Genomic DNA, 21,730 nt, shown 5'->3' on the forward strand with positions numbered 1-21,730 from the left:
TTCTCTGCCATGTGCTCAGTATGCCACCCGGCCCGCCGCGACGCACGCCTTGCCTGAGCGGAATATATTCAGGGCCGGTCAAACTGACCCACTACCCCCCGCGCCTGCGGGGAACACGACGTGCCGAGCGGGATGGAAACCGAGGCCCCCGGGACATCCCCGCGCCTGCGGGGAACACCGTCGCGTAATCAGCGACGCCTACAACCGAGGCGGGACATCCCCGCGCCTGCGGGGAACACTGCTGATCCGGCGCGATGATCAGCTTCTTCGGCGGGACATCCCCGCGCCTACGGGGAACACGAGCCGGCGAAGTTGAAGGGATGCACCCCGCTCGGGACATCCCCGCGCCTGCGGGGAACACGCGCATCTGCCGGAGCACACCCAGCCGCACGCCGGGACATCCCCGCGCCTGCGGGGAACACTGGTTCCGGACCTCCCTGCCCCAGTCGTCCGCCGGGACATCCCCGCGCCTGCGGGGAACACCTTCACCGCCCGCCTCCCCGGCTGCGTGAGGCCGGGACATCCCCGCGCCTGCGGGGAACACATCCTGGGTATCCAGGAACGCACCACGGTGGCCGGGACATCCCCGCGCCTGCGGGGAACACTGGCCGGACTGCGACGCCGGGACATCCTGACCCGGGACATCCCCGCGCCTGCGGGGAACACCGCAGGGCGTTCTTCCCCTCCAGCACCAGCGCCGGGACATCCCCGCGCCTGCGGGGAACACGCACGGCCCGGCCGGCTGGACGCGCGACGGGCTGGGACATCCCCGCGCCTGCGGGGAACACGGCCGGCCAGCGCGGCGGCAGGGTGGCCAGGTAGGGACATCCCCGCGCCTGCGGGGAACACCTGTTGCGCGCCATCCAGTCGGTGCGATTCGCCGGGACATCCCCGCGCCTGCGGGGAACACTGAATGATGGCTGGGCCTACAACGGACCGATCCGGGACATCCCCGCGCCTGCGGGGAACACCAATCGGCGCGGGCGGCAAACCAGGCGGCGGCCGGGACATCCCCGCGCCTGCGGGGAACACGGCATCCAGGGCGGCCGCTTCATCGGCGCGGACGGGACATCCCCGCGCCTGCGGGGAACACCTGGTCCCGGTGCAGCAGATCGGCGCGTGCGACGGGACATCCCCGCGCCTGCGGGGAACACGTCGCGCGATGCTCCTCGGGGATTTCCTCGTGCGGGACATCCCCGCGCCTGCGGGGAACACCGTGATCCGCTGGAGACCGACATGTTCGTGGACGGGACATCCCCGCGCCTGCGGGGAACACATCCCCCTCAGCTGCAGGATGACCTCATGCGCCGGGACATCCCCGCGCCTGCGGGGAACACTTGCCCTCGTGGTACTCGGCCCAACCGCACAGCCCGCGCCTGCGGGGAACACTCAGGCCGGCAAGGGAACGCGCCGCCTGGATTTCCGCACAGCCCGCGCCTGCGGGGAACACTCTTCGTGCAGTGCACTGATTTATTTGGCTGATTCTCATCTCAAAGATCCTACCGGCCCGAACGGCCTTTTCAGGCCGCCCCACGACCTCGGCGGCGGGTTTGGTTGGAAGTTGGCCCAGGTTCCGCTGGAAGGGCCGCTTCAGCCACAAAACGCACCAGACGGAGGCCGTCGAGATCAACCGGGATACGGCGGTTCAGACCGCAGGTATCGAACTCGAACCCGACTTCATTCGGCGTCGACCAGGCCAGCACCGCGTTGCCATCCTCGATGTAAGCACAGACGTTGCCCCAGATCATCTCCCGCACGCGGCGACCATAGTCGCCGATATAGACGCCCGCCCGCACCTCCAGCAGCCAAACGGCCAGCCGTCCGCGCAGCCGGGGCGGGGCGTTCTCAACCACGATGACCAGCATCACCCAACCCCTCCGGCGTGTCGAAGGCCACCGGCATCGCCTCGGGGGCGGCTTCCGGCATCGGCAGGCCGCCGGCGGTCAGCACATCCTCGATCAGCGGGATCAGCCGGGCCAGGATATTGGTGCGGCGGAAGGTGTCGCGGCAGCGGCGACGCACCTCCGCCACCGGGTCCTCCACCCGGCGCCCGTCCAGCGGTCGGTCCTGCTGAACAGCCGCGGCGACCCGAAAGGCCTCGGGCACCACCGTCTCGAACTTCACGATGTCGGCGATGTCATAGACGAAGCTCTGCGCCTTGCCGGTATGCAGGAAGCCGATCGCCGGGGCATATCCGGCGGCCAGCACCGCAGCCTCGGTGATGCCGTACAGCGCCGCCGTCGCAGCCGACAGGCAGCGGTTCACGACGTCCGCGGTGGACCACTCGCCAGGATCGTAGGACCGCCCGTTCCAGGTCGCCCCATGCCGCTGCGCCAGCAGCTTGTACGTCTCCCGCACCCGGGCGCCTTCGATTCCGCGCAACTGATCGACGGAGCGGCGCTGCGGGGCCTCCTCCTCGAAGCGAAGGGCATACATCCGCCGCACCACGCGCAGCCGGCTTTCCTCATCCAGCGCCAGCCGGGCCTGAAGCAGCAGACGGTCGGCGCGTGCCCCGCCGGGCTGGCCGGCCGCATAAAGTCGGACGCCCGCTTCTCCCACCCAGATCAGCAGCGTGCCGGCCCGGGCCGCCAGCGCCACGGCGGCGTGGCTGGTGCGCGTGCCGGGCTCCAGCATCAGACAGACCAGGCCGCCCACCGGGATATGCGTGCGGACGCCGCCCTCATCCACCATGACGAAAGCGCCATCCAGCACGTCGAGCCGCCCCTTCTCCACGAAGAGGATGGCCGCGCGTTCGCGGAGCGGGATCGGCCGGGGTGGTGGCAGCCCCGGCATTGTTCCTGCCGTCACGTGGCGCGCGTCATGTCGCGCGACGAATCAGCATCAGCCCGCAGCCGAAGGCGCGCGCCCGACCGAAGCCGGCTGCCAGCGCCGGTAGAAAGGCGGCGGGATCCGTCACCTCCAGCAGGCCCTCGAAATCCAGCACGCCGAAGCGCATTGGGGCCTTGGGACCGCGGCCGATCCGGATGGTCTCGTAGCCATCGACGGCCACATCGCCGAGCGGCCTGAAGCCATGCGCCGTGCCCTGACGCGCCAGCCAGGCGCGCCCGGATTCCTGCGCCAGATCCAGCCGCACCGACGCCCGCTGGCCTTTGGGCGTGGCGTAGAGCGCATGCATGACCACGTCCTGCCTCTTGCCGCGCTGCCCCGGCCCCTGCGGCTGTGCCACCACCGGATTGGCGTGCAGGCGGAAGCGCAGGCGGTCCCCGGCTGTCAGCGTGGGCGCGAAATCCTTGCTCTCGATCTCAAAGATGTCGTGCAGCGGGTTCGGCGGGCGTGGTGACAGCGCCAGGAACTGCCCCGGACTGTCCTGGCGCCAGAGGAAGTCACGCTGGCGGTCCGGCCCGTCACTGAACAGCGCCCAGATCAGCCGATGCGCCGCCGCCGCTTGCTCCCCCGTCTCCTCCGGCACGAGCAAATGTGCCAGCGCCGCTACCGAGGGCGCCTGGCGAAGACGGATGCGGCTGAGCCACAGGGCCGTCATGGCGCTGCGAGCTGCAGTACCAGCTCCTCCCTTAGATCGAACTGCCAGCGGCGGCGCGAGCGAGGCTGGTCGCGGCGCAGCTCCGTGCGCAACCGGCGCGGGTCATCGGCCGCGATGTCCACCGCATCGGCCGAATCCAGCGTGACAATGAGCGGGTCTTTGGGCGCACCCGGGCGCGTGTTCAGCCAGCGGTCACGGAAGGCAGTCTCCGCCCCCGCTTCATGCCGCGCTGCGAGTGCTGTCGGTGCATCCGCGGCCTCGGCGATGGCGGGCGCCAGCGGCAGCCCCAGCGGGCAGGACTTGCGGCCCATATACGGCACGAAGCTGGGGCGCTGCATCGCCGCGGCCAACTCCTCCAGTGACCAGCGTGGCACTGCGCCGCGCGGCCACAGGGCACCCAGGTGCCAGGCATCGCTGCGGTAGTCGCGGCGCGAGAGGATGGTGTTCAGGTCCTTCGTGGCCAGTTCCGCCGCGCGCGTCGCGAAGCGTCGCCCGCGCTGGGCGGAGGGCACCTGTGCGGTGTGGTAGTCGGCCAGCAGCCGCCCCGGCGCATGGCACAGCAGCGCCAGCGCATAGTCCTCGGCCAGCGCGGCCTGCGCCGCATCATCCTCGCGCTCCAGCCCAAGGCAGGCGCCGACCAGGCCAAGCACGGCGGAGCGCCCTGGCCGGTCCCAGCCGGAGCGGCGTTCGCCGACCGCGATGGCGCCGAAGGACGCCAGCGGTGCGACCAATGCGAAGGTCAGGTAATGCGGCATGGTCAGTCGCGGCAGAAGGCGACGATGTCGGCAAGCTTGCCGCCATGGCCGACATGCAGGATCGCGGAAGGCTCCGGCGCCTGCTTGTAGGCGGCGTCAATGTCCTGCCTGAAGCGAGTGAGCGCCTTGATGGAATCCTCCATCAGATCGTCGCCCACCACCGGCCGCGCGAAGGCGCCAGCAAGGGTGCGGGGTTGCAGATCGCCCTTCTCGGCCAGGATGAAGCTGGCCCGCCCATGCGCGGCGAAACTGTTCTGCTTGCCGCGCGGTGCCGCGGTGGCGGCGGCTTCCGCCAGGGCGCCGAGCGCGGTGGCTGCAAGCGCCGTATCGCCGCCAAGGTTCCGCACCAGCAGCGCGCGGTCGATGCAGAGATACAGGTAGAAGACGCCGGAGCCGAAGCCGGCCTCACCCAGGAAGCCTGCGCCGGCATCCTCGGCCGAGGTCTTTAGGTCGTCGACCGCAGTGTAATAGTCGTCTTCCACCGTCACGCGATGCGTGGTGATGGCATGCGCCACCTGCGCCGCGGCTTCGCGGTTGTAGTCCGGGTCCGCGGCCAGCATGCGGCCGAACAGGGCGATATCGGCGGCAGTGTCAGCGGTGCGCAGCAGGTCGGCCGTCTTGGCGTCGATCTTTTCGCCCGCCATGGCACGATCGGCCAGTGCCAGCGCTGCCGCGCTTTCCTCCGGCGCGATGAAGGCGAGCTGCTCGATGCGCGTCGAATCCTTGTCCTTGGCGTCCTTGATCTTGCCGAAGATGCCGGCGATCTCGCGCGCCACCTCGATGGCCTTGTCGCCGGCCATGCCGCCGGATGTCAGATGGTCGCGCAGCACCTCGCCCAGCCGCTGGGTGCGGCTGCCCATATGGCCGCGCAGCGCCTCGGCAAAGACAGGCGCCGTGCGCCAGGCCCGTTTCAAGGCCTGGGAGGAGAGGCGCAGCCGCGGCACGCCGCCCACCACCGCGGTTTTTGGGCGGCCGGTATCGTCGCGGTTCATGTTGGCGGGCGGGAAGAAGGTCAGCAGGTGCAGTTGCAGGAAGCGGCTCATGCGACGGGTTCCTCGGCGGGTTGGGCTGCGGCGCCTTGCGGATTGGCCTTCCAGTAGTCGAAGACCCAGCGGCGCTTGCGTTCGTCGCCCCGGTAGCGGTCCGGCCAGTCGAACAGGGCGGCGGCCAAGTCGCCGACATTCGCCTTGCCGCTCATCAGGGCGACCAGGCGACGGAAGGCGGGCAGGCATTCCTCCACATCGCTGGCTTCCAGCAGGCGGCGGAACCGCAGCGGCTTCAGCAGTGCAGTCTCCGGCCGGTCTGAGCTTTCCGGACCGAGCATCCCGGCGACGCGACCAGACACATCCTCCCGCACATGCGCCAGCACGGCGGCGGCGAGCGAGATGGCGGGCAGGTCATAGGCTTCCGTTGCCTGGCAGAGCTGGAAAAGCTGGATGGTGGCGGGCTGTTGCATGGCGGCGGCCACACTGGGGCAGCGGCGCAGTTGGGCCAGGGCGGCGCGGTCACCGCGATGATCGCGGGCGGGGTCGGGCGTCATCCGGCGCCACCAGATGGCGGCGCCCTGGCGGTTCTGGATCATGCGGCCTTGCCCTTCTTTTTCGCCTTCGCTTCCGCCGCAGGCAGGCCGAGCGTAGTGAACAGCGCCGCGCCCTCCTTGCCGAAGCCGGTCAGCGCGAAGACCAGGTTGCGGCGGGCGCGGGAGATGCGCGGCGCGGCGCCGCCGTTTTCCGGCGTCAGCGGTGCCGCCTCATCGAACAGCGCCAGAGCGAGGGCGCGCAGCCGGACGAGCCTGCGTTGCGAAACATCGGCCGGGGCCTGGGAGAGCAGGCGGAAGAAGTCGGCCTCCGTCTGCTCCCACAGCCTCTCGCGCAGGCTGGACAGCAATTCGGAGTCCAGCTTCACCGTGGCGCCGGCGCTGAACAGGGCGTAGCGCACCGCGCTGCGCAGCAGGCCGGCGACCTGGTTGGCGGAGAGCACCAGCCGTGTGGCCAGCGCGTCATCCGCCCGGGCCGGCAAAGGCATCTCGGATTCCAGGAAGGCGCGCGCCTTCATGTTGTCCATGTCGTAGCCAGCCGCGAGCAGCCGGGCCGAGACTTGGGAGTCGACCTCCCGTTCGTCGCGCCAGGTGGCGACGCTGTCGCCAGGTAGCCGGAGGCCATCCGGCGCCGCGGCGACCAGGCCAAGCCAGTGGCGATAGCCAATGCCGCCGGGTTGGGGATGCAGCGGCAGGAACTCGCCGCCGGCCTTCAGGGCGTAGTGCGGTGTCAGCGGATGCACCTTGCCCCATCCGATATAATTGGAACCGCGCGGCCGCTGCCGCCAGGACCGCACCTGTACAGCATCTGGCATGCCGGTCAGGCCGCATGCTTGTGGTGCCTCCGCCATCGCGAAATCCAGGCGGATTCGGCGCGGCATGCCCCACCAGCATTGCAGGGGATGCACATCCTCGGGCACCACGTCGCGCGACGGGTTCGGCACCAGCCAGGGGAAGATGCGCGGCAGGTCCTCGGCCTCGGCGGGGCGGCCGAGCGGGACATTGGCCCAGACCTGCTGCCAAAGGGTCGGTCGGTCGCCCGGCAGCACCAGCGTGGTCATCGGCCCACCGCCGCGCAGCCCGGTGCGATTGCCGGCACCGCCGGCCGGCGCCCAGGATTGGAAGGTGAACAGCGCCATCGCCGCCGCGGGCCGCCCAAGATCCGCAAGCCGGCCGCGCCGCACCAGCAGGTCCGTGTTCTGGCGCAAGGTACTGGCACCGGGTGAGTCGATCAGCAGGCGTTCGACGGGCTCGGCGTCGGAGACCAGATCCTCAAAGTCCTGAAGGAAGCGCGGCCCGGGCCCATCGAGATGGAAGGCGTGGGCGAGCGGCGCGAAGGCGGCATCCAGCGTGGCGGCATCCGGCGGCACCTGCCACCCATCGAACCAATCCCGCGCTCCCTTGGGCGGGCAGGCGGTGGCGAGCAGGCCGATGAGGAACTCCAGCGCGGCGATACGGAAATCGGCACGTGGCCAGTCCAGCGCCACGGCCGGGTCGTCATTTTCGGCGATCTGGGCCGGGCTAATCGTATCGAGCTGTCCGCTTCTTCGGCGTACTGGCAGCCACTGGTTGACGAGGAGATTAAGCGGCGACGCGCGCGTAGCGCCGGTCGGATCGACTTCTGACACGAGCTCCGTCCTCCTCGAGAGCATGGTCATTCTGAAATCGCAGCAATGTCAACCTGAGGTTATAGGGGTGGCGCCATCTGAGGTTGCGGATGATGGCCAACGGAGCCCGGCGGAAGTGTCGTAGTCTGCCATCGTCGCTTCGCCGGATCCGGAGAGGAAACGCAGTTGGAAACCGGGTGCGGTCTCCGTCATCAACGCCAGGACCACGCGGTCCGACTCCCGCTCCCACCGCCCCCAGCTCTGCTTTGCCGCATCCGCTGCAGCCTCCAGTCCCGGCGGCGCCGGGCAGGTCGCAATGCGGTGGCGTGCCACCGTGACCTCGGACAGGGCCCAGGCGCGGCCCAGATCGGAATCCTGAGCGTAGGGCACCACGGCCCCATCGCGCAGCCGCGCCAGGCGCAGCGTCACGGTCGGGCGGTCCTCCAGCCGTGTCGGGGTGTGTGTCTCAGGCTCCCAGAAGCCGGCATCACGGTCCCAGCAGGCGTCGAACTCCAACAGGTTCATCCGCGCCACGCCTTGCGCCGCCCGGTCCCGCCCCTCGGCCTGCCGCGCTGCCGCGGCGAGGGCAGGGGGCACGGCGCCGGGCGCGTCGCGATCGAAGGCGGCCTCGATCAAAGGCCGCATATCGTCGGGCGTGACGATGGCGCCGCGGGAAAACACCGCCCGGGCGCTACGCCACAGCAGCGCCGGGTCGCTGTAGACGGCCCCCGTGCCGGGTTGGGCCGCCTTGATCCAGTCGGCGGCAGGCGCCTCCACCGGCTCCGGCGACACCACCAGCAACTCCGGCCCTGGCACCGGGCGCGGCCCACGGGCATGGCGCCACAGCCGCCCGGCGCGCTGGATCAGCAGGTCGACGGGCGCAAGGTCCGTCACCAGAAGGTCAAAATCCAGGTCGAGCGACTGCTCCACCACCTGCGTCGCCACCAGCACGCCGGGCCGCGTCCTGGCGTCGCCGTCACGGCCGAAACGGCGCATCACCTCGGCCTCGATGGCCAGGCGGTCGACCATGGCGAAGCGCGCATGGAACAGCAAAGCGGGAATGCCCATGGCCCGCAGCGCCTGCGCCGCGGCGATCGCATCGTCCACCGTGTTGCGCACCCAGGCCACCGCCGCGCCGGTTCGGGCTGCCTCGACGATGCGGGCCAGGGCGGCCTCGGCGTCCTGAAGCCGCGTGACCTCCACGCGCCTTGGCAGGCCATCTCGCGGCGCGCAGGGGTGTTCCGACACGTCAGCGGCCCCGGCCAGCGTCGCCAGCGGATAGTCGTTGCGTGCCAGTGGCAGCGTCCTGGCACCGAGCCCCTTGCGGAAGGCGTTCACAAGGCGTTGCCGCAGCGCCTTCGGCAGCGTTGCCGACAGCAGCACCACCGACCCGCCCAACGCCGCGTGGAATTCCAAAAGCGTCAGGATTTCGCGCTGCATATAGGCGTCGAAGGCATGCACTTCGTCGATCACCAGCACCTTGCCGGCCAGCCCCTGAAGCCGCAGCGCCGCGTGCCGCACCGGCAGCACGGCCAGCATCGCCTGGTCCACGGTGCCGACGCCGATCTGCGCCAGCAGAGCGCGCCGGCGATCCTCGGCTAGCCAGGCGGCGCAATGCGCCTCGGAGGGTTCGTCGGCCGGGTCGGCGGGTCGGCGGCCCGTGGGCCCGGGTTCCGCGGGAATGGCGGTGGCGAAGCGCGGGTCCAGGGCCGCGCGGGCATGTGCCAAAGCCAGCGACGGCCGGGCCTCGGCCGCGAAGAGGCCACGATAGGCCTCGGTAAGACGGCCGAACATCGCATTCGCGGTGGCCATGGTCGGCAGAGCGAGGAACACACCGCTGGCGCGATGCGCCGCCAGCAGGCGATGCGCCAGCGTTACCGCTGCCTCGGTCTTGCCGCTGCCCGTCATGTCCTCGATCACGGCGAGGATGGGACCCTCCGGCAGATCGACATTCTGGGCCCAGAGCTGGACCGGCGAAGGCTGAACAATGGCCGGGAACAGGCCGCCTATCCCGGCGAAACGCGAAGGCGCGGCTGGCGCCAGACCCGCCGCTGCCAGCGCCGCCGCGGCGCGCGGCAGCGCGTGATCCCAAAGATAGGCGGCAGGGTCATCGACCGCCGCCGCATAGGGGAACCATGCCTGCCGGGAGCCGACCCAGTCTGCCAGGGTCACCAGCCCCGCGAGGTGCCAGCCGAGCCGCGCGACGTCTCGGTCCTCCTTGGGGCAGGGCAACACGGGGCTCCCGAACAGGGCGTGCATGGCGCCGAGGAAATCCGAAGCGGCATCGATGCAGGCCGGGCACAGCTCTGCCGTGGTCGGTGGAGCTGGCGGCATCGCTGGTGGGCGGCCGTGGTGTCCGGCGACAGCCCGCAGCAATGGCGCGCGAAGGCCGTCGATCCAGGCCGGCCGTCCATCCTGCAAGGGTGGCAGCGCCGTATCCAGAAGCCGCGCCAGCGGCTTGCGCAGCAGATGCAGTCCCAAGGCATCGTGCCGCGCTCCGGAGGGCACGGCCTTGGGCCGCGGGCCGAGCGCGGCCTGCGGCCAATGCGTCATGTCCTTGGCCTGGAAGCTGCGGGAAAACTTGCCGATGTCGTGTATCGCGGCCAGGAAGCCGAGCATCTGGCCCGGCACATTCATCGATCGTGGTCTTTGCAGAATTATGGCGACAGCCGCGACATCCAGTGAATGTGCAACCAGTGAATGCAGGGGAAATGCAGAAACGGCCTGCGCCTGCGCCTTGCCCCAAAAAAGTGTCGTTTGATTTCGCAGGCGCCTAGCCAATGCTTGGGCGCCAGCTCACGGGGATCTGCAATCTCGACGCGATCAGCCTGTCCATCTTGTCCCAGCTACCTTGGGTGACCAGCATGGCGTCCGTTCGCAGATCCAGCACACTTGGTGGATTGTGACCTCCAACCGCGTGCTGATCGCTCGCAGTCGAGGAGCGCGAGATTGGTGGATTCGCGCGCCGTGGCGTGCCCGCTTTCTCGGAAGGCCTTCAAGAAAGGGAGACATGCATCAGATTCGGGCCGATACAGGGCGTGCCGGATTTGTGGGCTGGTCTGTGGGCCGGCAAACGCAGTGCGGCGAAAGTGGCAGAATACTTGGGGAAGTGGCTCCGGCGGTTGGATTCGAACCAACGACCAACGGATTAACAGTCCGCTGCGCTACCGCTGCGCCACGCCGGATCAGCCAGTGGCCGGGCTATAGCAAGCACCCCGGCCGGGGTAAACCCGCCTCGCGACGATTGTCGCGGAAGCGGGGAAGGGAAAGGCCGCGGCCGGAATCGAACCGGCATATACGGATTTGCAGTCCGCTGCATCACCACTCTGCCACGCGGCCAAGCATGGCGCCCCTGTCCTGCAAAAGTCCGCATGACGAAGCGGCGCCTCTATCCGGCAGCACGCGGTTTCGGTCAAGCGCGGTTAAGCACTCTGCGCGCATGCTGCGGCGCGGAAGTGCTGCTTGGCCGGCGGCCGGACGGCCCGTATAAGCGCGGATATGAACAAGGCGGCGATGATGGACCTGGATCGCGCAGCGATGATGTCTCCCTCCGATCCCGGCATGGCGGCGGCGCGCCGCTTCATGGTGGATGGCCAGTTGCGGCCGAACAAGGTGACCGACCCGGCGCTGCTGGCGGCCATGGGCGACCTGCCGCGGGAGGCCTTCCTGCCGCCCGCGCTCGCGCCCCGCGCCTATGCGGATGAGGATGTGCGCCTGCCGGGCGATCGCGCGCTGCTTCAGCCGATGATGATCGCCCGTCTGCTTCAGTTGCTGCGGCTGCGGGAAGGCGACCGGATGCTCGTGCTCGGCGCCGGCACCGGCTACAGCGCTGCCGTCGCGGCGCGTTGCGGCGCGCGGGTGGACGCGGTCGAATCGGACCCGGCGCTGGCCGACATCGCCCAGACCGCCTGCGCCGCCCTGCTGCCTGCCGGCGCGGTGACCCTGCTGCGCCACGACCCGCTGGCCGGCCACCCGGTCGGTGCCCCCTACGACGCCATCCTGATCGAGGGCGAGGTGCCTTCGGTGCCGGAGCGTATTGCCTTGCAACTGGCCGAGGGCGGGCGGCTGGCCACCGTGCTGGCCGCCCCCCATCGCGGCGCCTTTTCCCGCGCCGTGGTCGGGCTGCGCGCCGGCGGCAGCTTCAGCGTGACGGACGCCTTCGATTGCGCCACGCTGCCGCTCCCGCAATTCCAGCCTGCGCCAGGCTTCGTGTTCTGAACCATGCCATGCGGCCGGTCATCCGGTCGCCCCGCTTTTGCTTGCGGGTTGTAGGAGCCGCCGACCGATGATGTTCAACCGTTCGACCCTGGCGCTCGCCACCCTGCTGATGGCGCCGCCCGCCCTGATCGCCCCCGCCGCGGCCCAGACGCTGCAGGAATCGCTGGCGCTCGCCTATGCCAATAACCCCACCCTGCAGGCAGCCCGCGCCCAGCTTCGCGCGGTGGATGAGAATGTGCCGCAGGCGCTGGCGGGCTGGCGGCCGACCGTGCAGGTGGCCGGCAGCGTCGGCACCGCGCAGGGCCGCAGCACCAACACCGCGACCGGCGGCCGGGCCAGTGCCGATCGCGACACCTCCTCGATCCAGGCCAGCGTCACCCAGCCGCTGTATCGCGGCGGCCGCACCACCGCCTCCACGCGCCGGGCGGAGAACCAGGTGCTGGCGCAGCGCGCCCGGCTGCTGGCGACCGAACAGCAGGTGCTGTCCGACACCGTGAATGCCTATGTCGCGGTGATCCGGGACCAGGAGGAGGTGCGCCTCAACATCAACAACGAGCAGGTGCTGACCCGCCAGCTCCAGGCCACCAACGAGCGCTTCCGGGTCGGCGAGATCACCCGCACCGACGTCGCCCAGGCCGAAAGCCGGCTCGCCGGCACCCGCGCCTCCCGCGCCGATGCGGAAGGGCGGCTTCAGCAGTCCCGCGCCACCTTCGCCCGCCTCGTCGGCCAGCCACCGCAGCGGCTGATCGCGCCGCAGCCGCTGCGCGTGCCGATGGCCAATGCGGCGGAGGCCGGCACGCTGGCGGGCCAGAACAACCCGAATGTCGTGGCCGCCCTGTTCGACGAGGCAGCGGCGCGCGACCTGGTGGACGTGAATTTCTCCTCCCTGCTGCCGCAGGTCAGCCTGAACGGCTCCACCTTCCGCAACGACAACAGCAGTGCGCCCGACACCCGCTCCACCGGCAGCCAGGTGACGGCGAACCTGACGGTGCCGCTGTACCAGGGCGGCGCGGAATACTCCCAGGTGCGGCAGGCGCGGCAGACCGCGCAGCAGGCGCGGCAGGTGGTGAACGACCAGCGCCGCGCCGCCAGCCAGCAGGCGACCTCGGCCTGGGAGACGCTGACCGCCGCCCGTGCCCAGGTGGAGAGCGTGCGCGCCCAGATCCGCGCCGCCGAGATCGCGCTGGACGGTGTGCAGCGGGAGGCGGTGGTGGGCAGCCGCACCACGCTCGACGTGCTGAACGCCGAGCAGGAATTGCTGAACGCCCGCGTCAGCCTGGTGCGGGCGCTGGCCAATGTCATCACCGCCTCGCACAGCCTGGCGGCCTCGGTGGGGCGCCTGACCGCGCGGGATCTCAACCTGCCTGTGCAGATCTATGACATGGAAGCCTATTACCGCGAGGTGCGGAATCGCTGGGTCGGCTTCGGCGACTACGCCGAACAGGGGCGCTGAGGCATGAGCGGCGGTGCTGGCCGTCCGGGCGGCGGGGCCTCGGACCCGGCCATGGATGACATCCTGGCCTCCATCCGCCGCATCCTGAATGAGGATGAGGCGCAGGAGGGTCAGCAGCAGGGCGGCGCGGCGGAGCCGGAGCCGCTGGACCTGACCGAGGCGATGCTGGTCGCCGCCCCACCGCCGCCGCCCGAGCCGCCGGTGGTCGCGGAGGAGCCCGAGCCCGAGCCCGAGCCGCAACCGGAGCCGGAGGAGATCGCGGCGCCGGTCGTCCCGGCACCGCCGCTTCCGCCACCCGTCATCTCGGCGCCCGTGGCCGTGCCGCCGATGGCGGAGGTGCCGCCGGCTGCGCCGGCGCCCTCCCTCGATTCGCTGATCGCCCCGGCCGTGGCCGCCGCCACCACGGCGACCCTGGCCTCCCTGCTGCGCAGCGTGGCGCAGGAGCGCAATGCCCCGGTGCATCGTGGCGGCCCGTCGATCGAGGATGTGGTGCGGGAGGAGCTTCGGCCGCTGCTGAAGGCCTGGCTCGACCAGCATCTGCCGCCGCTGGTCGAGCGCCTCGTCCGAGTCGAAATCGAACGCGTCATCGGCCGCGCCGCGCCCTAAAGACTGGGAGGGGCCCGGGGACGATCATCGTCCCCGGCGGGGCGCGGGGCAGAGCCCCGCTCTTCCTCTCAGTCCGGCTTGATCTGGTTGTCCCGGATCACCCCCGCCCAGGTCTCCATCTGCCGGTCGAGGAAGGTGCCGAATTCCTCCCGCGAGGAGGCGACGATCTCGACCCCCATCGGGCTCGCCAGCCGCGCGCGCACCTCCGGCACCTCCAGCGCCTTGGCGAGCGCCGCGTGGAAGCGGCGCTGGATCAGCTCCGGCGTGCCGGCGCGGCCGAGCATGGCCCACCAGGCCTTGGCGTCGATCCCCGGCACGCCGGATTCGGAGACGGTCGGCAGGTCGGGGAACAGGGCGGAGCGCTGGCCGCCGGTCTGCGCCAGCGGGCGCAGGGTCTGCCCGACCTGGCCGCCGAGGCCGGCGTTGCTCGCCATCGGCAGGTCGAGCTCGCCGGCCGCGGCCGCGGCGCTCATCGGGCCGCCGCCGCGATAGGGCACATGCACCATCTTGAAGTCGCCGCGCTGCTGCATCAGCGACATGGTCAGGTGCGACAGGCTGCCGACGCCGATGCTGCCATAGGTGATGGTATCCGGCGCCGCCTTGGCTGCCGCGATCACCTCCTCCAGCTTCCGCCAGGGGCGGGAATTGTGGGTGGTGATGAGCATCGGCGCGGTGCCGATGAGCATGATGGGCACCAGGTCCCGCTTCGGGTCGAAGCCGAGATTGCTGATGAAGGACGGGTTCACGGAGTGGCTGTCGAAGACTGTCACCCAGGTATTGCCATCCGCCGGCGCGCGCGCCGCGGCGGCCGTGCCGAGGGCGCCGGAGGCGCCGGGCCGGTTCTCGATCACCACCGGCACGCCGAGGTCCTGCGTCAGGCGCGGCTGAAGCAGGCGGGTGATGGTGTCGACGCTGCCGCCGGGCGGGAAGGGGACGACGATGCGGATCGGGCCGTTCGGCCAGGGCGCCTGCGCCAGGGCCGGCGCGGCGAGGGCGGTGGTGGCGAGCCCCGCCAGCAGGGGACGGCGACCGATTCTCAGCATCTTGATGTTCCCAACCCGATCCGGCCCGTATGAACCGCAGGCCTGCCGCCGTCCAGCCGCCCCTTGACGGAAGCCGGCCGGCGGGGAAGGGATGCCGCATGCTCGACAAGACCTTTGACCACGCCGCCATCGAACCCCGCCTCTACCAGGGCTGGGAGGATTCAGGCGCCTTTGCCGCTCATCCCGAGAGTGCGGCAAAGCCCTTCACCATCATGATCCCGCCGCCCAATGTCACGGGCAGCCTGCATATCGGCCATGCGCTGACCATGACGGTGCAGGACATCCTGACCCGCTTCCGGCGGATGCAGGGCCGCGACGCGCTGTGGCAGCCGGGCACGGACCATGCCGGCATCGCGACGCAGATGGTGGTGGAACGGCTGCTCGCCTCCCAGGGGTTGAAGCGGCGCGAGATGGGGCGCGAGGCCTTCCTCGCCAATGTCTGGGAATGGAAGCGCGAATCCGGCGGCACCATCACCCGGCAGTTGCGCCGCCTCGGCGCCAGCCTGGACTGGCCGCGTGAGCGCTTCACCATGGATGAGGGCCTGTCCGAGGCCGTCCGCGAAGTGTTCGTGACGCTGCACAGCCAGGGGCTGCTGTACCGCGACAAGCGCCTGGTGAACTGGGACCCGGTGTTCCAGACCGCGATCTCGGACCTTGAGGTCGAGAGCCGGGAGGTGAAGGGCAGCATCTGGCACCTGCGCTACCCGGTGGAGGGCGAGCCCGGCCGCTTCGTGACGGTCGCCACCACGCGGCCCGAGACGATGCTGGGCGACACGGCGGTGGCCGTGCATCCCGAGGATGCGCGCTACGCCGACCTGGTCGGCAAGCACCTCGTGCTGCCGCTCACCGGACGGCGCATTCCGGTGGTGGCGGACAGCTATTCGGACCCGGAGAAGGGCACCGGCGCGGTGAAGATCACGCCTGCGCATGATTTTAATGACTTCGAGGTCGGCCGCCGGCATGGGCTGGCCAGCCCTTCCGTGCTCGACCCGGATGCGAAGGTGACTCTGGCCGAGATCCCCGGCCCCTGGGCGGAGGATGCCTTCGTCCGCAGCCTGGAAGGCCAGGACCGCTTCGCAGCCCGGAAGTCCATTGTCGGAAAACTGGAGGAGATGGAGCTGCTGGCGGCGGTGGAGCCGCATGTGAACCAGGTGCCGCATGGCGACCGCTCCGGCGTGCCGATCGAGCCGCGGCTGACCATGCAGTGGTATGTCGACGCCAAGACCCTGGCGCAGCCGGCGATCAAGGCGGTGGAGACCGGCCAGACCGTCTTCGTACCGCGCCAGTGGGAGAACACCTTCTTCGCCTGGATGCGCGACATCCAGCCCTGGTGCGTCAGCCGCCAGCTCTGGTGGGGCCACCAGATCCCGGCCTGGTACGCGCCGGATGGCGAGGTCTTCGTCGCCAAGACCGAGGAGGAGGCGCGCGCCGCCGCGCGGGCGAAATTCGGCCGCGATGTGGAGCTGGTACGCGACCCGGACGTGCTGGACACCTGGTTCAGCTCCGCGCTCTGGCCCTTTTCGACACTTGGCTGGCCGCAGAAGACGCCTGAACTCGCAAAATACTACCCGGGCGACGTCCTGGTGACCGGCTTCGACATCATCTTCTTCTGGGTCGCCCGGATGATGATGATGGGCCTGCACTTCATGGACGGGAAGGTGCCCTTCGAGAAGGTCTACATCCATGGCCTCGTCCGGGACGAGAAGGGCCAGAAGATGTCGAAGTCCAAGGGGAACGTCATGGACCCCCTGGAGCTGGTCGAGGCCTATGGCACCGATGCGCTGCGCTTCACCATCGCCTCGCTCACCGGCCCCGGCCGGGACGTGAAGCTCGGCCGCAAGCGGGTGGAAGACTTCCGGTCGTTCGGCACGAAGATCTGGAACGCGGCCCGCTTCCTGGAGATGAACGGGATCAAGGCCGACCCGGCCTTCGATCCGGCCAGCGTGAAGACGCCGCTGGCGCGCTGGATTCTCGATGGGTCGAACCGGGCGGTGGCGGAGGCGACGGCGGCGCTGGAAGCCTTCCGCTTCGATGAATATGCGGCAGCGTCCTACCGCTTCGTCTGGGGCAGCTTCTGCGACTGGTTCCTGGAATTCGCCAAGCCGGTACTGAACGGGCCGGACGGACCCGCCAAGGATGAGGTGAAGGGCGCTGCGCAGCATGTCTTCGGCACCATCCTGAAGCTGCTGCACCCGGCCATGCCCTTCATGACCGAGGCCCTGCATGCCGAGTTCGGCTATGGCGCCGAATGCACCCTGATCCGCGCCGAATGGCCCGGCGCCGTGCCGGTGGCGGATGCCGAGGCGGCGCGGGAGGAGCTGGACTGGCTGGTGCGGCTGATCGGCGAGGTGCGCGGCGTGCGCTCCGAGATGAACGTGCCGCCCTCCATCACCGTGCCGCTGCTGCTCTCCGGCGCCTCCGGCACCACCCTGGCCCGTGCCGAGGCCTGGATCGAGGTGATCCGCCGCATGGCGCGTGCCACCGAGGTGCGGCCGTTGCAGGGCGCCGTGCCGAAGGGCGTGGCGCAGGTGGTGGTGGGGGAGGCGACGGTGATGCTGCCGCTGGCCGACGTCATCGACCTCTCGGCCGAACGCGCCCGCCTCGGCCAGGCGCGCGCCAAGGCCGAGGCCGAGGCCGGCAAGGTGCTGGCCAAGCTCGGCAATGCCGACTTCGTCGCCCGCGCCAAGGAGGAGGTGGTGGAGGAGAACCGCGAACGCCTGGCCGCCTTCCAGGCGGAGATGGCGCGGCTGGACGCGGCGCTGGCGCGGATCGCGGGCTGAGGGCGCCTACGCCTTCGGAAACAACTGCTCGACCTGAATCGTCAGGCCGGGCGGGTCCAAAGTGAGCGGACCCTCGCGCAGGATGGCGGACTGGATCGTGCCATCCTCCGCCCTGCGGTGATGCACCAGGATGCCTGTCTCGACGGCCAGGAGCAGGTAGTGGCGGATCGAGGGCGCGCGCATATAGGCCGCGAATTTGACCACATGATCGCCGCGGGTTGAGGACGGCGAGGCGACCTCCACCACGATGACGGGGTTCGGCACGGCGAGGGCATCGCCATCGACCGGCGCACCGCAGGTGACCAGCACATCGGGCTCATAGGCGGTGTGGTCGCCGATCTCGATCGCGGCGCCATCGATAAGCGCCTCGCAGGACAGGCCGGCGGCGGCGATGGCGTCTTCCAGGGCACGGGCCGTGCGCATCTTGGCGCGGACATGCCGGACGCGTTCCGGCGCCATGGCGATCACCTTGCCCTCCTCCAGCTCATACCGGCCGCGCGGCTGCTGCGCCGCCCAGGCGTAGAACTGGGCGCGGGTCATGCGGTGGTCGGGTGTTTTGGGCAGGTCGGACATGGCGCCTGATATGGGTATCCGGCGCATAGACTACGCCCACCACCCCCCGGATCGTCCAGCCTGACGTCCCTCAGCGCCGGTGCTGTTCCAGCCAGCGCTGGTTCTGCTGGTCGAACTGGTTCTGCTGCTGCCGCATCCGGTCCTGGTGCTGCTGGAACTGCTGCTGCTGCTGGCGCATGCGTTGCTGATGGTCCTGCGTCATCTGCTGGCTGGAATAGCCCTGACCGCCGCCGGCCATGCCGCCACCCTGGATCATCCCGGCCTGCTGCTGCTGCTGCCAGGCGCCGACCACCTGCTGCGCGCCATTCTGGAAATACTGGCAGGCCTGTCCATTGCCGGCCTGGCAGGCGTGCTGGGCGCGGCTGAGGTCCATCTCCACCCGGCGCATCTGCTGCGCCCTCTGGCAGGCCTGGGGGTTGCCCTGCTGGCATTGCATCGCCGCGAGCCGGAACATCTGCTGCAAGGGTCCGGCGACGCGGGGGTCGAGGTGATCGGCCCTGGCCGGCATCGCCAGCAGCGCAAGGCCGGTACCTGCCGCGAGAAGGAAGGCTCTGCTGATGCCGGCCATGGGCGTCGCTCCACCGTTCTTTTCTGGGACGCGCCATCATGCCGGCATCGGATCATCCGTGAAAAACACGGATTGCGGGGCCAGGGGCAAGAGTCCGTGATCCGACGCCCCTGGCCGTGCCGCGCTTCCTGTGGCACGCCAGTCCCAAACCGCCGGGAAACGCGCCATGACCAAATGGGACAAGTCCAAGCTGCCGAGCCGCCACACCACGGTGGGTCCGGAACGCGCGCCGCATCGCAGCTACTACTACGCCATGGGCCTGACGCAGGAGGAGATCGACCAGCCCTTCGTCGGCGTCGCCACCTGCTGGAACGAGGCCGCGCCCTGCAACATCGCGCTGTCCCGCCAGGCGCAGTCCGTGAAGATCGGCGTGAAGGAAGGCGGCGCGACACCGCGCGAATTCACCACCATCACGGTGACCGACGGCATCGCCATGGGCCATCAGTCCATGAAGTCGTCCCTGGCGTCGCGCGACGTCATCGCCGATTCCATCGAGCTGACCATGCGCGGCCATTGCTATGACGCGCTGGTCGGCGTGGCGGGCTGCGACAAGTCGCTGCCGGGCGTGATGATGGCAATGGTGCGGCTGAACGTGCCCTCCGTCTTCATGTATGGCGGCTCGATCCGCCCCGGCCGCTTCCAGGGCCGCGACGTGACGGTGGTGGATGTGTTCGAGGCCGTGGGCCAGCACGCCGCCGGCAATATGTCCGACGCCGACCTGCTGGAGCTGGAGCAGCATGCCTGCCCGGGCGCCGGCGCCTGCGGTGGCCAGTTCACCGCCAATACCATGGCCTGCATTTCCGAGGTTTTGGGGCTCGCTTTGCCGGGTTCCGCCGGCGCCCCCGCGCCGGATGAATCGCGCGACTACTACGCCGTGCAATCCGGCCGCGCCGTGGTGGACCTGATTCGGAAAAATCTGCGGCCGCGGGACATCGTGACGCGGGATGCGCTGTTCAATGCGGCGGCCATCGTCGGCGCCACCGGCGGGTCCACCAATGCGGCGCTGCACCTGCCGGCCATCGCGCATGAATGCGGCATCAAGTTCGACCTGCATGACGTGGCGGAGATCATGCGCGCCACGCCGCATATCGCGGACCTGAAGCCGGGCGGCCGTTACGTGGCGCAGGACGTGTTCAACATCGGCGGCGTGCCGGTGATCATCAAGGCGCTGCTGGAGGGTGGCTACCTGCGCGGCGATGCCATCACCGTCACCGGCAAGAGCCTCGCCGAGAACCACCGGGAGGTGATCGTCCCGAAGGACCAGGACGTGGTGCGCCCGACCAGCGACCCGATCAGCCCGATCGGCGGCGTGGTCTCGCTCAAGGGCTCGCTCGCCCCGGAAGGCGCCATCGTGAAGATCGCCGGCATGTCGAAACTGCGGTTCGAGGGCACGGCGCTGTGCTTCGACTGCGAGGAGGACGCCTTCAAGGCGGTGGAGATGCGCGCCTACAAGCCGGGCGACGTCATCATCATCCGCTACGAGGGCCCGAAGGGCGGCCCGGGGATGCGGGAGATGCTGTCCACCACCAGCGCCATCTACGGCCAGGGCATGGGCGACAAGGTGGCGCTCATCACCGATGGCCGCTTCAGTGGCGCCACGCGCGGTTTCTGCATCGGCCATGTCGGGCCGGAAGCCGCGGTCGGCGGCCCCATCGCCCTGCTGAAGAATGGCGACCCCATCGTCATCGACGCCGAGGCTGGCACCATCGACGTGATGCTGCCCGAGGCCGAGATGGCTGCCCGCCGCGCCGCCTGGGTGCCGCGCAAGACGCTCTACACCTCCGGCGCGCTGTGGAAATACGCCCAGACGGTGGGTCCCGCCGCGCAGGGTGCGGTGACGCATCCCGGCGCGGCGGAGGAAGGGCACGTCTACGCCGACCAATAATGCCAACGGCCCTTTCGCGTGACCGCGCCAGAGCCCCTCAGGCGCCGGGCGCTGGCTTGGCTCGCCGGACAACCGGCGGGCCGCATTCGCGGCCTCGGCCGGCGTGACGCCGGCCGCAGGTCAGCCTTTTCGGCGGCAACTCTACTGGACCGCGATGCCCTTGGTGCGCACGACCTCGGACCAGCGGTCCAGGTCGCTGCGCATCACGGCGGTGAGGGCGGCGCCGTCGCCGGCCACCGGGGTCGCGCCCTGCTGCACGAAGCGGTCCCGCACTTCCGGATTGGCGAGCACCTTGTTCACCTCGCCACGGATCTGCGCGACCAGCGCCGGGTCCATCCCGCGCGGGCCGAGCAGCCCGTACCAGAAGGAATAGGTGAAGTCGAAGCCGAGCTCCTTGGCCGTCGGCACGTCCGGCAGGGCCGGAATGCGGCCGCCCGTGGTGCCGATGGCGATGGCCCGCGCCCTTCCGTCCCGCACCGCGCCCAGCACGGTGGGCGGGGCGGCGATCAGCAGGCCAACGCGGCCGGCCATCAGGTCCAGGAAGGCCGGACCCATGCCGCGATAGGGCACATGGGTCATGCGGATGCCGGCAATGTCCTGAAGATACTCGGTATAGAGATGCGGGGAGGAGCCGGAGCCCATCGAGCCATAGAAATTGCCATCCGGCGCCTGGCCGCGCGCGGCCTCCACATAGTCCCGCAGCGTGCGCACGGTGGCATTGCCCGGCACGACGAAGACGGTGGGGTAGTCCACCATCAGCGAGACGGGGGTGAAGTCCGTCATCACGTCGAAGCCGAGATTGGGAAACAGCGGCGGCGCGGTGGCGAGCGAATTGTCGGTGACCAGCAGGGTCGAGCCGTCATTGGCCGAGCGCACCACATTGGTCCAGCCGATCACGCCGCCGCCGCCGGAGCGGTTGTCCACCACGAAATTGCCGCCGGTCTGCTCGCCCAGGCGCTGTGCCAGCAGGCGCGCCACGAAGTCGCTGGTGCCGCCGGGCGGGTAGGTGACGACGATGCGGACCTGGCGGGTGCCGGGCCAGGCCGGGGTTTGCGCGAAAGCGGGCAGGGCGGCCATCAGCGCGGCTGCGGCGCCCAGCAGGATGCGGCGGAACATGGTGTTTCTCTCCTTGAAGGACCCGGCCGTTCTCGGCCTTGGGGCAGGCTCGGCCGGCTTCGGCCTCGGTCTTGGCTTGGGCGGCGG

The 21,730-nt window shown here is 70.0% G+C and carries 17 protein-coding genes, 2 tRNA genes and 1 CRISPR repeat array; of the genes, 5 read left to right on the top strand and 14 right to left on the bottom strand.

Annotated elements, in window-relative coordinates; all coding sequences use genetic code 11:
* Positions 1-149 precede the first annotated feature (149 nt).
* A CRISPR array of direct repeats spans positions 150-1,337; the repeat unit is 29 nt; unit sequence CGGGACATCCCCGCGCCTGCGGGGAACAC.
* 183 nt (positions 1,338-1,520) lie between these two features.
* The 10 genes from cas2e to JJQ90_RS23400 form a co-directional block, all read right to left on the bottom strand.
* Entirely contained in the window at positions 1,521-1,865 is a 345-nt protein-coding gene (gene cas2e / locus JJQ90_RS23355) for a type I-E CRISPR-associated endoribonuclease Cas2e (protein WP_216878701.1), read from the bottom strand.
* The gene (gene cas1e / locus JJQ90_RS23360; protein WP_216878835.1) at positions 1,846-2,793 is read right to left on the bottom strand and encodes a type I-E CRISPR-associated endonuclease Cas1e; all 948 of its coding nucleotides are present in this window, start codon (positions 2,791-2,793) and stop codon (positions 1,846-1,848) included. Before cas1e ends, cas2e begins: the two co-directional genes overlap by 20 nt.
* A gap of 25 nt (positions 2,794-2,818) precedes the next feature.
* Entirely contained in the window at positions 2,819-3,502 is a 684-nt protein-coding gene (gene cas6e / locus JJQ90_RS23365) for a type I-E CRISPR-associated protein Cas6/Cse3/CasE (RefSeq protein WP_216878702.1), read from the bottom strand.
* Positions 3,499-4,257: a type I-E CRISPR-associated protein Cas5/CasD gene (gene cas5e / locus JJQ90_RS23370; RefSeq protein ID WP_216878703.1), complete on the bottom strand. Its 759-nt coding sequence runs from the start codon at positions 4,255-4,257 to the stop codon at positions 3,499-3,501. The genes cas6e and cas5e overlap by 4 nt, the downstream gene beginning before the upstream one ends.
* Before the next feature lie 2 nt (positions 4,258-4,259).
* Positions 4,260-5,300, bottom strand: a complete 1,041-nt coding sequence (gene cas7e, locus JJQ90_RS23375; RefSeq protein WP_216878704.1) for a type I-E CRISPR-associated protein Cas7/Cse4/CasC — start codon at positions 5,298-5,300, stop codon at positions 4,260-4,262.
* Positions 5,297-5,839, bottom strand: coding sequence for a type I-E CRISPR-associated protein Cse2/CasB (gene casB / locus JJQ90_RS23380; RefSeq protein WP_216878705.1), 543 nt, complete (start codon positions 5,837-5,839; stop codon positions 5,297-5,299). Before casB ends, cas7e begins: the two co-directional genes overlap by 4 nt.
* Entirely contained in the window at positions 5,836-7,422 is a 1,587-nt protein-coding gene (gene casA, locus JJQ90_RS23385) for a type I-E CRISPR-associated protein Cse1/CasA (protein ID WP_329959505.1), read from the bottom strand. The genes casB and casA overlap by 4 nt, the downstream gene beginning before the upstream one ends.
* A gap of 48 nt (positions 7,423-7,470) precedes the next feature.
* Entirely contained in the window at positions 7,471-10,182 is a 2,712-nt protein-coding gene (gene cas3, locus JJQ90_RS23390; RefSeq protein WP_230410927.1) for a CRISPR-associated helicase Cas3', read from the bottom strand.
* 329 nt (positions 10,183-10,511) lie between these two features.
* Positions 10,512-10,586 (bottom strand) — tRNA-Asn (locus JJQ90_RS23395).
* Between the two features lie 83 nt (positions 10,587-10,669).
* A tRNA-Cys gene (locus JJQ90_RS23400) sits at positions 10,670-10,740 on the bottom strand.
* A 198-nt stretch (positions 10,741-10,938) separates the two neighbouring features.
* On the opposite strand from JJQ90_RS23400, the gene JJQ90_RS23405 reads away from it, so the two are divergent.
* From JJQ90_RS23405 to JJQ90_RS27545, 3 genes are all read left to right on the top strand, one after another.
* On the top strand, positions 10,939-11,619 hold the full coding sequence (locus JJQ90_RS23405) for a protein-L-isoaspartate O-methyltransferase family protein (RefSeq protein WP_230410928.1): 681 nt from the start codon (positions 10,939-10,941) through the stop codon (positions 11,617-11,619).
* Positions 11,620-11,686: 67 nt separating this feature from the next.
* Positions 11,687-13,072 carry a TolC family outer membrane protein gene (locus JJQ90_RS23410; RefSeq protein WP_230410929.1) on the top strand — a complete coding sequence of 462 codons (1,386 nt, stop codon included), beginning with the start codon at positions 11,687-11,689 and terminating at the stop codon, positions 13,070-13,072.
* A 51-nt stretch (positions 13,073-13,123) separates the two neighbouring features.
* Complete coding sequence (locus tag JJQ90_RS27545; RefSeq protein ID WP_329959506.1) at positions 13,124-13,678, top strand: DUF2497 domain-containing protein; 555 nt, start codon at positions 13,124-13,126, stop codon at positions 13,676-13,678.
* Positions 13,679-13,746: 68 nt separating this feature from the next.
* Here JJQ90_RS27545 and JJQ90_RS23420 read toward each other — a convergent pair whose 3' ends face one another.
* Positions 13,747-14,721 carry a tripartite tricarboxylate transporter substrate-binding protein gene (locus tag JJQ90_RS23420; protein ID WP_216878708.1) on the bottom strand — a complete coding sequence of 325 codons (975 nt, stop codon included), beginning with the start codon at positions 14,719-14,721 and terminating at the stop codon, positions 13,747-13,749.
* Positions 14,722-14,819: 98 nt separating this feature from the next.
* Between JJQ90_RS23420 and JJQ90_RS23425 the strand changes: the two genes are divergently transcribed.
* A complete protein-coding gene (locus JJQ90_RS23425; protein WP_216878709.1) occupies positions 14,820-17,501 on the top strand; it encodes a valine--tRNA ligase in 2,682 nt (893 codons plus the stop codon).
* Positions 17,502-17,507: 6 nt separating this feature from the next.
* Here JJQ90_RS23425 and JJQ90_RS23430 read toward each other — a convergent pair whose 3' ends face one another.
* Together JJQ90_RS23430 and JJQ90_RS23435 are read right to left on the bottom strand one after the other, a co-directional pair.
* Positions 17,508-18,074: a Uma2 family endonuclease gene (locus JJQ90_RS23430; protein WP_216878710.1), complete on the bottom strand. Its 567-nt coding sequence runs from the start codon at positions 18,072-18,074 to the stop codon at positions 17,508-17,510.
* Between the two features lie 70 nt (positions 18,075-18,144).
* Positions 18,145-18,642, bottom strand: coding sequence for a hypothetical protein (locus tag JJQ90_RS23435; protein ID WP_216878711.1), 498 nt, complete (start codon positions 18,640-18,642; stop codon positions 18,145-18,147).
* 166 nt (positions 18,643-18,808) lie between these two features.
* Here JJQ90_RS23435 and ilvD point away from each other — a divergent pair, with 166 nt between their 5' ends.
* Complete coding sequence (gene ilvD, locus JJQ90_RS23440) at positions 18,809-20,527, top strand: dihydroxy-acid dehydratase (RefSeq protein WP_216878712.1); 1,719 nt, start codon at positions 18,809-18,811, stop codon at positions 20,525-20,527.
* 141 nt (positions 20,528-20,668) lie between these two features.
* On the opposite strand, the gene JJQ90_RS23445 is transcribed toward ilvD, so the two are convergent.
* Positions 20,669-21,643 carry a Bug family tripartite tricarboxylate transporter substrate binding protein gene (locus JJQ90_RS23445; RefSeq protein WP_216878713.1) on the bottom strand — a complete coding sequence of 325 codons (975 nt, stop codon included), beginning with the start codon at positions 21,641-21,643 and terminating at the stop codon, positions 20,669-20,671.
* Positions 21,644-21,730 lie beyond the last annotated feature (87 nt).

Origin of the sequence: Falsiroseomonas oleicola (genome assembly GCF_019029495.1) — a bacterium.
GTDB classification, from domain to species: domain Bacteria; phylum Pseudomonadota; class Alphaproteobacteria; order Acetobacterales; family Acetobacteraceae; genus Falsiroseomonas; species Falsiroseomonas oleicola.

What these genes read in the sequence shown, in the direction of transcription:
- cas2e (WP_216878701.1), bottom strand. Translation starts at nt 1,865, where the DNA reads ATGCTGGTCATCGTGGTTGAGAACGCCCCGCCCCGGCTGCGCGGACGG.
- cas1e (WP_216878835.1), bottom strand. Translation starts at nt 2,793, where the DNA reads ATGCCGGGGCTGCCACCACCCCGGCCGATCCCGCTCCGCGAACGCGCG.
- cas6e (WP_216878702.1), bottom strand. Translation starts at nt 3,502, where the DNA reads ATGACGGCCCTGTGGCTCAGCCGCATCCGTCTTCGCCAGGCGCCCTCG.
- cas5e (WP_216878703.1), bottom strand. Translation starts at nt 4,257, where the DNA reads ATGCCGCATTACCTGACCTTCGCATTGGTCGCACCGCTGGCGTCCTTC.
- cas7e (WP_216878704.1), bottom strand. Translation starts at nt 5,300, where the DNA reads ATGAGCCGCTTCCTGCAACTGCACCTGCTGACCTTCTTCCCGCCCGCC.
- casB (WP_216878705.1), bottom strand. Translation starts at nt 5,839, where the DNA reads ATGATCCAGAACCGCCAGGGCGCCGCCATCTGGTGGCGCCGGATGACG.
- JJQ90_RS23405 (WP_230410928.1), top strand. Translation starts at nt 10,939, where the DNA reads ATGATGTCTCCCTCCGATCCCGGCATGGCGGCGGCGCGCCGCTTCATG.
- JJQ90_RS23410 (WP_230410929.1), top strand. Translation starts at nt 11,687, where the DNA reads ATGATGTTCAACCGTTCGACCCTGGCGCTCGCCACCCTGCTGATGGCG.
- JJQ90_RS27545 (WP_329959506.1), top strand. Translation starts at nt 13,124, where the DNA reads ATGGATGACATCCTGGCCTCCATCCGCCGCATCCTGAATGAGGATGAG.
- JJQ90_RS23420 (WP_216878708.1), bottom strand. Translation starts at nt 14,721, where the DNA reads ATGCTGAGAATCGGTCGCCGTCCCCTGCTGGCGGGGCTCGCCACCACC.
- JJQ90_RS23425 (WP_216878709.1), top strand. Translation starts at nt 14,820, where the DNA reads ATGCTCGACAAGACCTTTGACCACGCCGCCATCGAACCCCGCCTCTAC.
- JJQ90_RS23430 (WP_216878710.1), bottom strand. Translation starts at nt 18,074, where the DNA reads ATGTCCGACCTGCCCAAAACACCCGACCACCGCATGACCCGCGCCCAG.
- JJQ90_RS23435 (WP_216878711.1), bottom strand. Translation starts at nt 18,642, where the DNA reads ATGGCCGGCATCAGCAGAGCCTTCCTTCTCGCGGCAGGTACCGGCCTT.
- ilvD (WP_216878712.1), top strand. Translation starts at nt 18,809, where the DNA reads ATGACCAAATGGGACAAGTCCAAGCTGCCGAGCCGCCACACCACGGTG.
- JJQ90_RS23445 (WP_216878713.1), bottom strand. Translation starts at nt 21,643, where the DNA reads ATGTTCCGCCGCATCCTGCTGGGCGCCGCAGCCGCGCTGATGGCCGCC.